This is a genomic window from Thermophilibacter sp. ZX-H3 (assembly GCF_052599055.1).
In genome coordinates this window covers 37817-51844 of record NZ_JBQXES010000015.1, presented here as the reverse complement: position 1 = coordinate 51844, position 14028 = coordinate 37817, and the positions used below count along the sequence as shown (strand labels likewise).

Genomic DNA, 14028 nt, shown 5'->3' with positions numbered 1-14028 from the left:
GAAAAGAAGACTGGTGGAAAGACCCCAGAGAAAAACGGGGGGGGGCCCCCCGCCACGTCTCTGGGCGCGGGTTCGTCGCCTCGGCCCCGCAGGGCGGTTGCGCGGGGGCTTCGCGACGATTCCGGGCGTCGAAATGTCGCGAATCGCCCGCAGACTAGGTGCGCGGGGGTTTCGCGACAGTCTTGGGCGACGTTCTGTCGCCATGTCCCCGCACGGCGGCTGTGCGGGGACATGGCGACGGTTTGGGATGACGGATTGTCGCGAAGGCCCCGCAGGGCGGGTGCGCGGGGGTTTCGCGACGGTCTGGGGCGACGGATTGTCGCGAAGGCCCCGCAGGGCGGGTGCGCGGGGGTTTCGCGACGGTCCGGGGCGGCGGTCTGTCGCAGCCCGCGGGATCAGGCCACGCCGCAGACGCGGGCGATGAGGGCGGGCATGACCTCGTCCGCCTCCGCGCCGCTCTTGAGCGCGCGCTCGGCCTCGGCACAGGCGCCGAGCAGGCGCTCCAGCTCGCCCTCGGAGAAGGCGCGCGCCCAGCGGCCATGGTTTCTCACCTGCCAGTCCTGCTTCTTCAGCTCCGAGGCCAGCGCGTGGGCCTGACCGCGCGCCGCGAGCGAGCGGGCGCAGACGAGCTCGCGCAGGCGCCCCGCCACGAGCGAGAGCAGCCCGAGCGCCGAGCCGTCCAGCAGGCGGTAGAGCGCGAGGGCGCGATGGGCGTCCCGCGCGGAGAGCCGGTCGAGGAACTCCCAGGGCTTGACCTCGGCCACGCGCGCGACGTTGGCCTCGACGAAGGGGGCGGTGATCGTCCCCGAGCCGCCGAGCAGCGCCGCGAGGGTCGCGACCTGCGTGTCGAGCATCGTCGTTGACCCGCCGACGCGCGCCACGAGCTCGCGCGCCGCGTCGGCCGCGATGGAGACGCCGTGGGCGGCCGCGAGCTTCTGCACGTAGGGCGGCAGGTCGCGCCCCTTCTTGGCCGCGCAGTCGATCACCGTGCGGGGGCCCACCTTCGCAACGGCCTTGTAGAGGCGCGTGGTCTTGGCGAGCGTCGTTGCCACGAGCGCGAGCGTGCAGCTCGGGTTTGGGTTGTCGAGGTACCCCACGAGGGCCTCGGAGACGGGCTTGGGGAGCTTCTCGGCGTTCTCGATGACGACGACGCGACGGTCGCCGCCCATCGGCAGCGTGTTGAGCGAGGCGAGCACGCCCACCGGCTCGAGGTCCCCCGAGGCGACGAGCTCCTCCAGGTTGAAGGCCGCGAAGGGGCCGTCGACGCGCGCCTTGAGGCGGGCGAGCGCCTGCTTGCGCTTGAGCTCGTCCGGCCCCACGATGAGATAGGCCGCCAGAAGCGCGGGCTTGTCTGCCATTTTCTCCTCCCCTCGCGGCTAGAGCAGCCGCGCGTAGTCCTGAAGCGCGTGAAAGACGCGGGCGACCTCGACCGCGCGCTCGTCGTCATTGACCCGGTAGAGCGCGACGTAGCTCCCGAAGCGCGCCCTGCGGTAGCCGCCCGCGGCGAGTCTGCCCTCGGCGACGCGCGGGTACATCTCGGGAAACTGGGCGAGATTGCCCGTCACGCGCTCGAGACCGTCCAGGAAGCCCCGCGCGGCCGTCTGACTCCGAGCCTCGTGCAGCAGGTAGGAAGCAATCCGCTCCTTGTCTCTCTGGGCGGCGTTGGCAAAAAAGACGTCATAGGCCATAGCGCTCACGTGTCCTTTGTATCGACTCGCGGGCGTCCACGACTCTGCCCTCGCGGAAGTCCTCCTCCGCCTCGTCGACGAGGCGGTAGAGCTCGGCGCGGGCGCGCTCCATGCGCATCGCGTCGAGCACCTCCATGGACATGGCCGCGAAGGCCTCACGCCCGTTGCGGGTCACGATGACGGGCTCCGGCGACTCCTCGACGATCCGCGCGAACTCGACGGTGTTCTTGATCTCTTTGATGGGCACGCACCTCGGCATTTCACACCCCCTTTGGGCCACAATCGTGGCCCCTAGTGTAGCACTCATGGCACGACCCCCTTCTGGCAGGTGACGACCGGCCCGGACTCCCCCGGCTCGACCGTCACGTCCCCGCATTCGATGGTGCACAGGAAGAGCGACCCCGCCCCCTCGAGGATCTCGACGCAGGCCGGGTCGGGATGGCCGTAGGAGTTGCCCTCCCCCGCGCTCGCGACGCTCACCTCGGGGTCAAGCGCCGCGGCGGTCCCGGCCCCGACGGACGCGGCAGACCCGTGGTGGCCCACCTTGAGGAGGTCGACGTCGCCCACGTCCCCGCGCGCGACGGCCGCCGACGTCTCCGGCTCCTCGGCGTCGGCGGCGAGGAGCGCCGTGAGGCTCCTCGCGCCGCCGTCGAAGGTGAGCAGGAGCTCGAGCGAGCCCTCGTTGCCGGACCCGTCGGCCGGCTCGAGGGGCGAGACCACCTCGAGCGAGAAGCGCCCGACGGAGAGGGCGTCGCCGTATCCGACCCGCCCCACCGGCAGGCCCGCCGCGGCATCGCCCGGGTCCACGCCCTCGCCCACGATGACGCGGCCCACCGACACCGCCCCGATGACGTCCCCGAGTCCCCCCGCGTGGTCGTCGTGCAGGTGCGTGAGCAGGACGGCGTCGAGGTGCGTGACGTTGGCCCGCGCGAGCGCCGCCACGACGGCGTCGCCGGGCCCGGTGTCCACGAGCAGCGACGAGGCGCCGTCCGTGACGAGGATGGCGTCGCCCTGCCCCACGTCCATGACCACGACGCGCGCCGGGGCGAGCAGGCGCCAGCGCAGCAGCCAGGCGAGGCCGACGGCCGAGGCGAGCCCGAGCCCGGCGGCGAGCGCGCGGCGCGAGACGGGCGGCCACCAGACGAGCAGGGCCCCGGACGCCCCGAGCATGACGGCAAGCGCGACGCCCTCGTCGACGCTCGCCGCCACGCTCGCGAGCGGGATCCTCCCGAGCACGGCGACGAGCCACGCCACGACGCCCCCGAGCGCGTCGGTCACGAGGAGCGCGGGCGCCTGCAGCGGGGGCGCCCAGGCGAGGCAGGCGGCGACGAGCCCCGCCCCCAGAAACGGCGAGAAGAGCGATGCGAGCAGCACGTTGGCGAGCGGTGCCACGAGCGAGAGCTGGGAGAACGCGGCGCAGGTGAGCGGCAGCGTGACCGCCTGCGAGACGAGCGTGAGCGCAAGGGCGTCCCCGGCGTCGCCCGCGAGGCGCGAGAGCGCCCGCGCCAGGCGCGGGGGCGCCGCCGCGGGCGGGCGCGGCGCGGGGAGAAGGACGCGCACGAGATAGCGCGCGTAGCCGCCGAGCGCGCAGATGCCGCAGACGCAGGCGACCGAGAGCAGGTACCCGAGCTGCCCCGTCACGCCGGGGTCGGCGAGCGCCATGGAGAGCGACACCAGGCTCGCGGACGACAGGGGATGCCCGCGCCTTCCCGCGAGGCGCGACAGCGAGGCCACGAGCGACATGGCCCACGACCGCACGGCCGAGGCGGGCGACCCGCAGAACGCGACGAAGAGCGCCGTGAGGGCGAGAAGGGCCGCGGCGCGGGCGGGCGGAGCGAGGCGCGAGCGCTCGATCGGGGCGGCCACGAGAGAGCAGACGAGCACGAGATGCCCGCCCGAGACCGCGACGAGGTGCGAGACGCCGCAGCGCGCGAACGCCTCGTCGAGCCCACGCTCGGAGATCGCCGCCATCGACCCGCAGACGCTGCCCGCGAGGAGGGCCCGGGCGTCCGAGGAGCCCGCGTCGAAGCTCGAGAGCACCGCCTCTCGAAGCCCGAGGACCGCCCCGGCGATGCCGCCCGGCGGCTCGGCGCCCAAGAGGCGGACCACGCGCACGGTCCCCGCGATCCCCTGGGCGCGCGAGGACGTGCCCCAGTCGTCGTCACCGTTCGCCGAGAAGCGCCCGACGCACCGAACCGTGAGCCCCTGCTCGATCGGATCGTCGAAGAGCAGCCAGACCTCGCCCGCGACCGCCCCGTCGCGCGAGGCGACGGCCCTGCCGCGCCACGCGTCCGCGCCGCGGGACATGTCGCTCGCGAGCCTGAGCTCCCAAGCGGAGACGGGGCTCGAGGAGAGCGCCGCCGCGAGCGCCCCCTGCCGGGAGAGCTCCGCCGCGCTGGCGAGGCCCGAAGCCGAGAGCGCGGCGAGGATCACGGCGGCGAGCGGCAGCAGCCTCGGCCCGCGTCGCGGCCCGAAGGCCGCGAGCGCGGCGGCGGCGCCGGCGAGCGCCGACCCCGCCGCGAGGGCGAGGGCGGGCGGCGCGAGGGCGAGGGCGGCGCGCATGGCCCCGAGGGCGACGAGCAGGGCCCAGAACGCGTGGGGGAGCGCCGGGCGCGGGGGCGGCGGGATGCGCTCAGACACAGACGAGCCCCTCGAGCTTCGCGAACTTCTTCTCACCTATCCCCGAGACCCGCATGAGGTCCTCGGGCGAGGAGAAGGGCCCGTTCGTCTCGCGGTCCTCGACGATCGCGAGCGCCGTGGCCTCGCCGACGCCGGGGAGCTCGTCGAGCTCCTCGACGGTGGCGGTGTTGAGGTTCACGGGGCCGTCCGACCCACCCCCCGAGCCGGACGCGGGCTCCGCGCTCGCCTGGGGCGCCTCCCCGACGAGCGGCACGTGGACCTTCTCCCCGTCAGCGAGCCGGGCCGCGAGGTTGAGCCCGGAGGTGTCCGCGCCCTCCGCGAGCCCTCCCGCGGCGGCGATGGCGTCGTTCACGCGCGGCTCGCCCTCGAGCTCGTAGACCCCGGGCGAGCCGACCGCGCCGTCGACATGCACCACCACGACCCCCTCGTCGGCCTCCTCGCCCTCCCCCAACGTCTCGTCGCCGCGCGTCGTCACCTCGCCCTCCCGCTCGGGCGAGCCCTCTGTCACCCCGGCGGCGGAGGGCTCGCCCCGCACGACCTCGACGCCGCCCGTCGCCGCCATCGCGGCCGCGGCCGCACCACCAGCGACGAGCAGCGCGAGCACGAGCGCGGCTGCGACCGCGCCCCGCCCCACGACCCCGTACCTGCGCGCCAACCTCCCAAGCGGCGCCGATGACCTTCGCTGAGCCATTCCACATCGCCTCCCCCACCCAGCGTGCTCCCCCGGGGGCGTCCTCGGCCCGGGAACGGCGAGATTCTCGCCAGCTCGCTGCCACGAGGCGGACGCGACGCTGACCGGAAAAGGGCGCGCCCCAGCTCAGCCGGGGCGCGCCACTACAGGGTTTGATATGGGGTGCCCCCTCGGGGGCTCCGCTCGCGAGGCGGACGCTACCGCTCGCCGCCCATCCAGGGGGAGAGCTCGTTATGGTGCTCCCGAAGGCCTCCCCTGGGCGCGTGATACGACGGGCACTGGGTGAAGTCGCGCCACTCGACGTTGCTCACGAGGTCGTCGACCATGGCCTCGTGGTCGAAGGACTCCCAGGCCTCGAGGACCTGCTCGAGGCGGGCGTGCGTCTCGGGCCGGCGCGGCATGAAGAGCGTGCAGCAGTCGGGCGCCGTCTGGCACGAGATGTCGTAGGTGCCGATCTCGTGCGAGCGGGCGATGATCTCCTGCTTGTCGGAGCCGATGAGCGGGCGGAGCACCGGCATGGTGACGGCCTCGTTCACGACGGCGATGTTGTCGAGCGTCTGGGATGCGACCTGGCCGAGGGACTCGCCGGTGACGAGCGCCTTGGCGCCCTCGAGGCGCGCGATGCGCTCGGCGACCTGCATCATGACGCGACGGTACATGATGATCCTGAGGCCCTGGGGCACGGCGAGCGAGATCTCACGCTGGCGCTCGCCGAACGGGACCACGTAGAGGCGGCCGACGATGCCGGAGGGCGCGAGCGCGTCGACGACGTCCTGGCAGAGCCACTCGCTCGTGTCCGAGGTCATGGGGCGCCCGGAGAAGTGCACGGGGATGCAGGTGGCGCCGCGCCGCCCCACCATCCAGGTGGCCACGGGCGAGTCGAACCCGCTCGAGAGCAGCGTGACGACCTTGCCGGCGGTGCCCACGGGAAGGCCGCCCACGCCCGGCGCCGACGCGGCGTAGACATAGGTGCTGCCCTGGACCACATGGACGACGACCGTGACGTCGGGGTTGTGGACGTCGACCTTCTTGTCGGGGAAAGCCTCGCAGAGGGCGGCCCCGACGAGGCGGTTCATGTCGAGGCTGTGCAGCTCGTAGGTCGTCGACGACCTACGAGCATGGACCTTGAAGCTCCCGAACTCCCCCGCCTCGCCGAGGGCGCGGATGGCGGCGGCGACGTACTCGCCCTCGTCGAGGCCGCACTTGTAGGCGAGCGAGACGCGCGCGACGCCCGGCACGCGCCGGATGGCGGCGGCCAGCTCCTCGCTCGCGCGGCCGTCCGCCACCTCGACCACGAGGTGCCCGGACACGCGCGCTATCTTGGAGGGCTCGAAGGCCCTGAGCGCGCGGTGGAGGTTCGTGACGAGCTGGTTCTCGAAGGTCGAGCGGTTCTTTCCCTTGAGGCCGATCTCGTGATAGTGGACGAGGCAGAGTCTCTCCGTCATGGAGCGCCTACAGAGCGATCGTGTTGGCGCCCCTGATGTCCTCGTCGAAGTCCTCCTTGACGAAGCTCAGGGTGCCGTCCTCGATCTCCTTCATGGCAACGGACACGGGGTCCTTGCCCGAGACGACGGTCGTGATGTCGTCGAAGTCCTGGATGGCGGTCACGCGCAGGTGCTGGCCGCGCACCATGTTGTTGATGTCGCAGGCGCGCTTGGACGCAATCGAGCAGAGCAGGAAGGGGTTGTGCTCGGTCTTGTCGAGCAGGGCGTCAATCTCGGGCTTGGTCACAGACATCGTTCGTGGGACCTCCGTTAGTCTCAAAGCGTTCAATAACACTGGCGAGCTCGCGCACGGCGCGCTCGAGGTCGTCGTTGACGACGCGGGCGTCGTACTCGCCGGCGCGCTCCATCTCGCTGCGGGCGTTGGCGAGGCGGCGCTCGACGGACGCCTCGTCCTCGGTCCCGCGGCCGCGCAGGCGCCGCTCGAGCTCCTCCATGCTGGGGGGCTCGATGAAGACGAGCACGGCGTCGGGATGGGCCGCGCGCACGCTCATGCCGCCCTGCACGTCGATCTCCAGGACCACCGAGCGGCCCTCGGAGAGCAGCCGGTCGGCCTCGCTCCTCAGCGTGCCGTAGCGGTGCCCGTGCACCCACGCCCACTCGAGGAACTCCCCCGCCTCGACGCGACGCTCGAACTCGTCGTCATCGAGGAAGTGGTAGGAGACGCCGTCCTTCTCGCCCGGTCGTGGCTCCCTCGTCGTTGCAGAGACCGTCAGGCCCAGGCGCGGGAGCCTCTCGCGAAGGAGCGAGACGAGCGTTCCCTTGCCCACGCCTGACGGTCCGGATACGACGAAGAGCCTGGCTCTTCTCGCCACTTACTTGGAGAGAGCCTCGACGAGCTGCTCGCGCTGGCGGGCGCCGAGGCCCTTGACGCGACGGGTGGCGGAGATGCCGAGCTCGTCCATGATCTTGGAGGCCTTGGCCTTGCCGTAGCCGGGGAGCGACTCGATGAGGGTGGAGACCTTCATGCGGCTGGCGATGGGGTCGTCGGAGTCGAGGACGTCCTCGAGGGCGACCTTGCCGCTCTTGATCTTCTCGCGGAGCTCCGCGCGCTCGTGACGAGCCTGGGCGGCCTTCTCGAGAGCGGCCTTGCGCTGCTCGTCGGTAAGCTGGGGTAGAGCCATGGTGTTCCTCCATTTCAATCCGGTGAGCCGCAGGACCCTGCCCGACGGCTTCGCAAGAAACTAGTGTGCCCATTTAGCTCCGCTTTTGCAACCCTTCTTCACCAAAGGTGCAGGTCAAGGGGCAAACCCCCACGTCGACGCCATGCGCCGCCTGGGCCAGGTGCGACAAAAGCGCAGCTCAGGGCCATCGAGGCCGCTTACGCCATCAGCTCCGCGCAGATGGCGTCGAAGGCGGCCACGGGGTCCTCGGCGCCCGTGATGGGCCGGCCGATGACCAGCTTGGACGCGCCGGCCTCGATGGCGGCCGACGGCGTGGCGATGCGCTTCTGGTCACCGACCTCGGCGCCCGCGGGGCGCACGCCCGGGGTGACGATCAGGGCGTCGGGGCCGAGAAGGGCGCGCATCTCGGCGGCCTCCTGCGGCGAGCAGACGATGCCGTCGGCGCCGGAGCCGTAGGCGAGGCTCGCGAGGCGCGCGACCTCCTCGGCGACCGACGACTCCACGCCGATCTCGGAAAGCGCCGCCTGGTCCATGCTCGTGAGCACGGAGATGGCCACGAGGCGCGTGCGGTCCCCGCCGCGCTGCTCGGCCGCCTCCTCGGCGCCCTTGCGCGCCGCCGCGATCATCGCGGAGCTGCCGAGGCCGTGGATGGAGAGGATGTCCGCGCCCGTGAGGGACGCCGCGCGGACGGCGCCCTGCACCTGGAACGGGATGTCGTGGACCTTGAGGTCGAGGAAGACGCGCAGCCCGCGCTCGCGCATGGCGTCGACGATGGCGGGACCCTCCGCGTAGAAGAGCGTCATGCCCACCTTGACCCAGGTGGCCTTGCCGGCGAGCAGGTCCGCCAGCTCGAAGGCGCGCTCGCGGGAGCAGTCCAGCGCGATGATGATCTTGTCGCTTGCCTCTTCGTACGTCAGCATTCGAAGGCTCCAATCAGCTCGTTGATGTCCGTGACGCCCTGCTCGGCGGCCCAGGAGGCGAGGCCGTCCACGATGTCCGCCGCACAGGTGGGGTCGTAGAAGTTGGCGGTGCCCACCGTGACCGAGGTGGCGCCGGCGAGGATCATCTCGGCGGCGTCCCTCCACGTGGCGATGCCGCCCATGCCGTTGATGGGGATCTTGACGGCCTGCGCCGCCTCCCAGACCATGCGCACGGCGATGGCGTGGATGGCGGGGCCGGAGACGCCGCCCGTGGGCTTGGAGAGGCGGCTCTTGCGGGTGCGCACGTCGATGGACATGCCGTTGATCGTGTTGATGAGCGAGAGGGCGTCCGCGCCCTCGGCCTCGCAGGCGCGCGCGATCTCGGGCACGCGGACGGGCGCCATCTTGACGAGGAGCGGACGGTGCACGCGCGGGCGCACCGCGCGCACGACCTCGGCCGCGCTCTCGGGCGTGCCGCCCACGAGGACGCCGCCGCGGGCGATGTTGGGGCAGGAGATGTTCATCTCGACGCCGCTCGCCCACGGGCAGAGCTCCTCGATGAGCTCGACGGCGGCCACGTACTCCTCGACGGAGTGTCCGGCCGCCTGCACGATGACGCGACAGCCGCGCCCCTCAAGGCCGGCAAGATACTCGCCGTACTGCTCCACCATTCCGGCGACGCCCGGGTTGGCAAGGCCCACGGTGTTCATCATGCCGCTCGGCACCTCGCACATGCGCGGCGCCGGGTTGCCGCTCCACGGCTCGGCCGAGCAGCCCTTGAGGGTGATCGCGCCGAGGCGCGAGACGTCGAAGAAGTCCTCGAAGACCGAGCCGAAGGCGAAGGTGCCCGAGGCGGTGTTGACGGGGTTCTGCATGCGCACGCCGCCGAGGTCGACGGCCATGCTCACGCCCTTCTCGACCAGGTTCTTCTCGCCCATTACCACGCCACCTCCTCGGCGTCGAAGACCGGACCGTCCTTGCAGCAGGACTTGTAGGTGCCGTCGGCCATGGCCACGTTGCAGGTGCCGCACGCGCCGAAGCCGCAGCACATCATCCGCTCCATGGAGACGCGGCAGGCGACCCCGGCATCGTGGCAGAGGCGCGCGACGCCCGCCATCATGACCTCGGGGCCGCAGGCGTAGACGACGTCGTAGTCGCCCGCGGCGAGAAGGTCGGCGAGGGCGTCGGTGGTAAATCCGCGGCGTCCGGCGGTACCATCGTCGGTGGTCACGGCGACGGTGCCGGCGCCAAGGCCCTCGAGCACGTCCGTGCCCCAGAGCCTGCCGGCGGTCTGCGCGCCCACGACGGCGTCGAAGGCCACGCCCGAGGCAGCGAGCATGCGGGCGCACGCGACGATGGGGGTCACACCCACGCCGCCGGCCACGACGCAGGCGCGGCCGGCGCCCTCGACGGCGGGCCAGGGGCTGCCGCAGGGCCCGACGGCCGTGGAGGCCTCCCCCGCCGCCATCTCGGAGAGGCGGCGCGTTCCGTCGCCCACGACGGCATAGACGATCTCCACGGTGCCCGACGCCGCGTCCGCATGCGAGAAGGACAGCGGAATCCGCAGGATCTGGCTCGCGTCGCCGGGCACGTGGACGTTCACGAACTGGCCCGGGGCGAGCGCGGCGGCGAGCTCGGGCGCGCGGAGCACGATGCGTGCGAGCCCGTCGGCGACCGGCTCGTTGGAGACGACGGTGAAGTCGTGGACGCCAAGCCCTGCCGTCATCGCAGGACCCTTCTCACCGGGGTGACCTCGCCGTCCGTGAGCGTGTGACGGCCGGCGACGAAGACGTCGCACGCGGCGCCCGTGAGGGTCTGCCCGAGCCACGCGGAGTTCTTGGAGCGGCTCTGGAGCCAGTCCTCGCTGACCGTGACCTTGGCCGCGGGGTCGATGAGGGTGAGGTCGGCGGTGCTTCCGGCCTCCACGCGGACCTCCGGCAGGCGCAGGCAGCGGCGCGGGTTCACGGCCATGACCTCGACGAGGCGAGACCAGCTCATCGTGCCCGGAAGCACGAGGTTGGTGAGCATGAGCGGCAGCGACGTCTCCAGGCCCACGATGCCGAAGAAGGCGATCTCCCACTCGCAGTCCTTCTCGTGCGGGGCATGCGGGGCGTGGTCGGTCACGATGCAGTCGATCGAGCCGTCGAGGATGCCCTCGCGGAGAGCCGCCGCGTCCGCGGCGGTGCGCAGCGGCGGGTTCATCTTGAGGTTGGTGTCGTAGGCGTCGGTGATGTCGTCCTCGGAGAGGAATAGGTGGTGCGGGGTGACCTCGCAGGTGACGGGCAGGCCCTCGGCCTTGGCGGCGCGCACGAGCTCGAGGCCCTTCTCGGTGGAGATGTGGGCGATGTGCAGGGCGCAGCCGGTCATGCGGCAGAGCTCGATGTCGCGGTAGATCTCCAGCTCCTCGCCGAGCGCGGGCCAGCCGAACATGCCAAGGCGCGTGGAGGCGCGGCCCTCGTTGATGACGCCGTGCGTGGTGAGCGACTCCACCTCGCAGTGCGCGGAGACGACCTTGTCGAACTGGGAGACGTACTCCATGCAGGTGCGCATCATGCCGGCGCTCTGGACGCCGTGGCCGTCGTCGGAGAAGGCGACCGCGCCCTCCATGACCATGTCGCCAATCTCCGCGAGCGTCTCGCCCCTCTCGCCCACCGTGAGCGCGCCGATCGGGCGGATGTGGCAGAGGCCTGCGTGGCGGGAGCGGTCGATCTGGTAGCGGACCTCGGCGCCGTTGTCGGTCACCGGGTCGGTGTTGGGCATCGTGGCCACGTCGGTGAAGCCGCCGTGGGTGGCCGCGCGGGCTCCAGTCTCGATGGTCTCCTTGTACTCGAAGCCGGGGTCGCGGAAGTGCACGTGCATGTCCACGAGGCCGGGCACGAGGTACTTGCCGGCGGCGTCGATGACGCACGCCCCCTCCGGGGCGTCCAGGCCCTCCCCCACCGCGGCGATCTTGTCGCCGTCGATGAGCACGTCACGAACGTCGTCAAGGCCCACCTGGGGGTCGACGACGTGGGCTCCCTTAAGCAGATACGCCATTGTTCTCTCCTCCCAGAAGCAGGTACATCTCGGCCATGCGCGTGAGGACGCCGGCGTTCACCTGGTCGAGGATGCGCGAGCGCGCGCAGTCGGCCACGTCGGCGTTGATCTCCATGCCGCGGTTCATGGGGCCGGGGTGGCAGATGATGGCCTCGGGCTTCATCCTGTTGACGCGGGCCATGTCGAGGCCCCAGAGGCGGTTGTACTCGCGGCGGGACGGGATCGCGGCGCCCTCCATGCGCTCGAGCTGGACGCGGAGCATGTAGACGACGTCCATCTCGGGGATGACGGCGTCGAGGTCGGCCGTCTGCGGGACGCCGTAGTAGTCGGGGTCGTCCACCTGGAAGGTGGGCGGGCCCACGAGCGTGACCTCGGCGCCCATGGTCTTGAGCGCGGGCACGAGGCTGCCGCACACGCGGCTGTGGGAGAGGTCGCCCACGATGGCCACCTTGAGGCCGTCGAGGTGGCCGAAGTTCTCGCGGATGGTGTAGAGGTCGAGCATCGCCTGCGTGGGATGCTGGTGCTTGCCGTCGCCGGCGTTGATGACGATGGCGTCGGTGTGCTCGGTGATCTTCTGCGGCGTGCCGGCGAGCTTGGCGCGGCAGATGAACATGTCGACGTTCATGGCGTCGATGGTCTCGATGGTGTCGGCGAGGCTCTCGCCCTTCACGACGGAGCTCGTGGCGCCGCCCATGGAGAGGGAGTCAGCGGAGAGGCGCTTCTCGGCGAGCTCGAAGGAACTCTTGGTGCGCGTGGACGGCTCGAGGAAGAGGTTCACGATCGTGCGGCCGCGCAGCGCCGGGACCTTCTTGATCGCGCGCTTGTTGACCTCGGAGAACGAGCGGGCCGTGTCGAGGATCTGCGTGATGTCGTCCGCGGTGAGGCTCGTCGTGTCGATCAGGTGCTTGACGGACAGCATGTGGTTGGCACCTCCTGTGCTACTCGGTGGGCTTGGTCCAGATGGAGACCGAGTTGGTCTCGTCGTACGGGGCGATGGTCACGCGGACGTCCTCCTCGTGCGAGGAGGGGACGTTCTTGCCCACGTAGTCGGCGCGGATGGGAAGCTCGCGGTGCCCGCGGTCGATCATGACGGCCAGCTGGACGGTCCTCGGGCGGCCGAGGTCGATGAGCGCGTCGAGCGCGGCGCGGATCGTGCGGCCGGTGTAGAGGACGTCGTCGACGAGGATGATGTCGCGCTCGTCCACGCCGAAGGGGATGTCCGTGCCAAACTCCACGGGCGCGATCTTGCGGCGGACGTCGTCGCGGTAGAAGCTCACGTCGAGCGTGCCCACGGGCGGGCGGGTGCCCTCGATCTTCTCGATCTCGTCGGCGAGCAGCGGCGCGAGCGCGGCGCCGCGGCGCACGATGCCCACGAGCGCGATGCCCTCGGCCCCCTCGTTCTTCTCGATGATCTCGTGGGCGATGCGGGTGAGCGCGCGGCTCATGGCCTGCTCGTCCATAATCTGGGCCTTGAGCTGTGGCTGTTCCATGGGACTCCCTTCTCACAAAAAGACGCCCTGCCGTATGCCGGCACGAGCGTCGAGATAAGGCTATGAGAGCGTCCCCATGGGAGGACCTGACCTTGCTGGCGTCTCGCACCGGCTTAAAGAATCCCCCACAGTGTACACCATTCGGGCGCGCCGGGACGCGGCCGCGCGGGCCCCTACCCGAACTGCCGCTCGTATGCCTCGACGACCTCATCGACGGGGCCGTCCATCCGCTGGACGCCCTTCTCGATCCAAATCGCGCGCTCGCAGATGCGCTCCACCTGCTTCATGGAGTGGGACACGAAGAGCACCGTGACGTTGCCCGAGTCGATGAAGCTCTTGATGCGCGCCTCGCACTTCTCCTGGAAGAAGACGTCGCCGACGGAGAGCGTCTCGTCGACGATGAGGACGTCAGGCTCGGTCACCGTGGCGATGGCGAAGGCGATGCGCGCCACCATGCCGGAGGAGTAGTTCTTGAGCGGCATGTCCATGAAGTCATGGAGCTCGGCGAAGTCGATGATGTCCTGGAGGTGCTCGTCGACGAACTCGCGGGAGTAGCCGAGCAGCGACCCGTTGAGGTAGATGTTCTCCCGGGCGGTGAGCTCGGGGTCGAAGCCCGCGCCGAGCTCGATGAGCGGGGCGATGTTGCCGCGCACGACGATCGAGCCCTCGGAGGGCTCGAGCACGCCGGCGATGCACTTGAGCATCGTGGACTTGCCGGAGCCGTTGGTGCCCACGAGGCCGACGACCTCGCCGCGGCGCACCTTGAAGCTCACGTGGTCGAGCGCGCGGAACTCCTTGAAGAAGAGCTCGTGCCTCATGATCTTGATGAAGTACTCCTTGAGGTTGTTGAGCTGCTCGCTCGCGATGTTGAAGATCATCGAGACGTCGTTGACCTCGATCGCGTACTCGGAGCCGGTGGTGTCAGCCATGGAGATAC

The 14028-nt window shown here is 71.0% G+C and carries 16 protein-coding genes; all 16 read right to left on the bottom strand.

The genetic code is table 11. The annotated features are described in order from the left end of the window. Positions 1-395 precede the first annotated feature (395 nt). The 16 genes from holA to ACULPM_RS07490 all read right to left on the bottom strand — a co-directional run bounded on the left by holA (position 396) and on the right by ACULPM_RS07490 (position 14020). The gene (gene holA / locus ACULPM_RS07565; protein WP_445330998.1) at positions 396-1358 is read right to left on the bottom strand and encodes a DNA polymerase III subunit delta; all 963 of its coding nucleotides are present in this window, start codon (positions 1356-1358) and stop codon (positions 396-398) included. Positions 1359-1376: 18 nt separating this feature from the next. Then, positions 1377-1688 carry a type II toxin-antitoxin system RelE/ParE family toxin gene (locus ACULPM_RS07560; protein WP_445330999.1) on the bottom strand — a complete coding sequence of 104 codons (312 nt, stop codon included), beginning with the start codon at positions 1686-1688 and terminating at the stop codon, positions 1377-1379. Further along, positions 1678-1947 (bottom strand): type II toxin-antitoxin system Phd/YefM family antitoxin, encoded by a 270-nt coding sequence (locus tag ACULPM_RS07555; RefSeq protein ID WP_167929301.1) that lies wholly within the window; start codon positions 1945-1947, stop codon positions 1678-1680. The genes ACULPM_RS07560 and ACULPM_RS07555 overlap by 11 nt, the downstream gene beginning before the upstream one ends. Before the next feature lie 44 nt (positions 1948-1991). Beyond that, positions 1992-4328: a ComEC/Rec2 family competence protein gene (locus ACULPM_RS07550; RefSeq protein WP_445331000.1), complete on the bottom strand. Its 2337-nt coding sequence runs from the start codon at positions 4326-4328 to the stop codon at positions 1992-1994. Beyond that, positions 4321-5019, bottom strand: coding sequence for a ComEA family DNA-binding protein (locus ACULPM_RS07545; RefSeq protein WP_445331001.1), 699 nt, complete (start codon positions 5017-5019; stop codon positions 4321-4323). Before ACULPM_RS07545 ends, ACULPM_RS07550 begins: the two co-directional genes overlap by 8 nt. 197 nt (positions 5020-5216) lie before the next feature. Next, on the bottom strand, positions 5217-6464 hold the full coding sequence (thiI, locus tag ACULPM_RS07540) for a tRNA uracil 4-sulfurtransferase ThiI (RefSeq protein ID WP_445331002.1): 1248 nt from the start codon (positions 6462-6464) through the stop codon (positions 5217-5219). Positions 6465-6471: 7 nt separating this feature from the next. Next, the gene (locus ACULPM_RS07535; protein ID WP_075280076.1) at positions 6472-6756 is read right to left on the bottom strand and encodes a DNA-directed RNA polymerase subunit omega; all 285 of its coding nucleotides are present in this window, start codon (positions 6754-6756) and stop codon (positions 6472-6474) included. Further along, positions 6731-7336: a guanylate kinase gene (gene gmk / locus ACULPM_RS07530; protein WP_075280075.1), complete on the bottom strand. Its 606-nt coding sequence runs from the start codon at positions 7334-7336 to the stop codon at positions 6731-6733. Before gmk ends, ACULPM_RS07535 begins: the two co-directional genes overlap by 26 nt. Further along, complete coding sequence (gene mihF / locus ACULPM_RS07525) at positions 7337-7645, bottom strand: integration host factor, actinobacterial type (protein WP_075280074.1); 309 nt, start codon at positions 7643-7645, stop codon at positions 7337-7339. Positions 7646-7842: 197 nt separating this feature from the next. Then, positions 7843-8565, bottom strand: coding sequence for an orotidine-5'-phosphate decarboxylase (gene pyrF / locus ACULPM_RS07520; protein WP_445331003.1), 723 nt, complete (start codon positions 8563-8565; stop codon positions 7843-7845). After that, entirely contained in the window at positions 8559-9503 is a 945-nt protein-coding gene (locus tag ACULPM_RS07515; RefSeq protein ID WP_445331004.1) for a dihydroorotate dehydrogenase, read from the bottom strand. The genes pyrF and ACULPM_RS07515 overlap by 7 nt, the downstream gene beginning before the upstream one ends. Beyond that, positions 9503-10291: a dihydroorotate dehydrogenase electron transfer subunit gene (locus tag ACULPM_RS07510; RefSeq protein WP_445331005.1), complete on the bottom strand. Its 789-nt coding sequence runs from the start codon at positions 10289-10291 to the stop codon at positions 9503-9505. The genes ACULPM_RS07515 and ACULPM_RS07510 overlap by 1 nt, the downstream gene beginning before the upstream one ends. Beyond that, a complete protein-coding gene (locus ACULPM_RS07505; RefSeq protein ID WP_445331006.1) occupies positions 10288-11601 on the bottom strand; it encodes a dihydroorotase in 1314 nt (437 codons plus the stop codon). The genes ACULPM_RS07510 and ACULPM_RS07505 overlap by 4 nt, the downstream gene beginning before the upstream one ends. Then, positions 11585-12520 (bottom strand): aspartate carbamoyltransferase catalytic subunit, encoded by a 936-nt coding sequence (locus tag ACULPM_RS07500; protein ID WP_167929295.1) that lies wholly within the window; start codon positions 12518-12520, stop codon positions 11585-11587. The genes ACULPM_RS07505 and ACULPM_RS07500 overlap by 17 nt, the downstream gene beginning before the upstream one ends. A 19-nt stretch (positions 12521-12539) precedes the next feature. Then, positions 12540-13091, bottom strand: a complete 552-nt coding sequence (gene pyrR / locus ACULPM_RS07495) for a bifunctional pyr operon transcriptional regulator/uracil phosphoribosyltransferase PyrR (protein WP_445331007.1) — start codon at positions 13089-13091, stop codon at positions 12540-12542. 173 nt (positions 13092-13264) lie between these two features. Continuing rightward, entirely contained in the window at positions 13265-14020 is a 756-nt protein-coding gene (locus tag ACULPM_RS07490) for an ABC transporter ATP-binding protein (RefSeq protein WP_445331008.1), read from the bottom strand. Positions 14021-14028 lie beyond the last annotated feature (8 nt).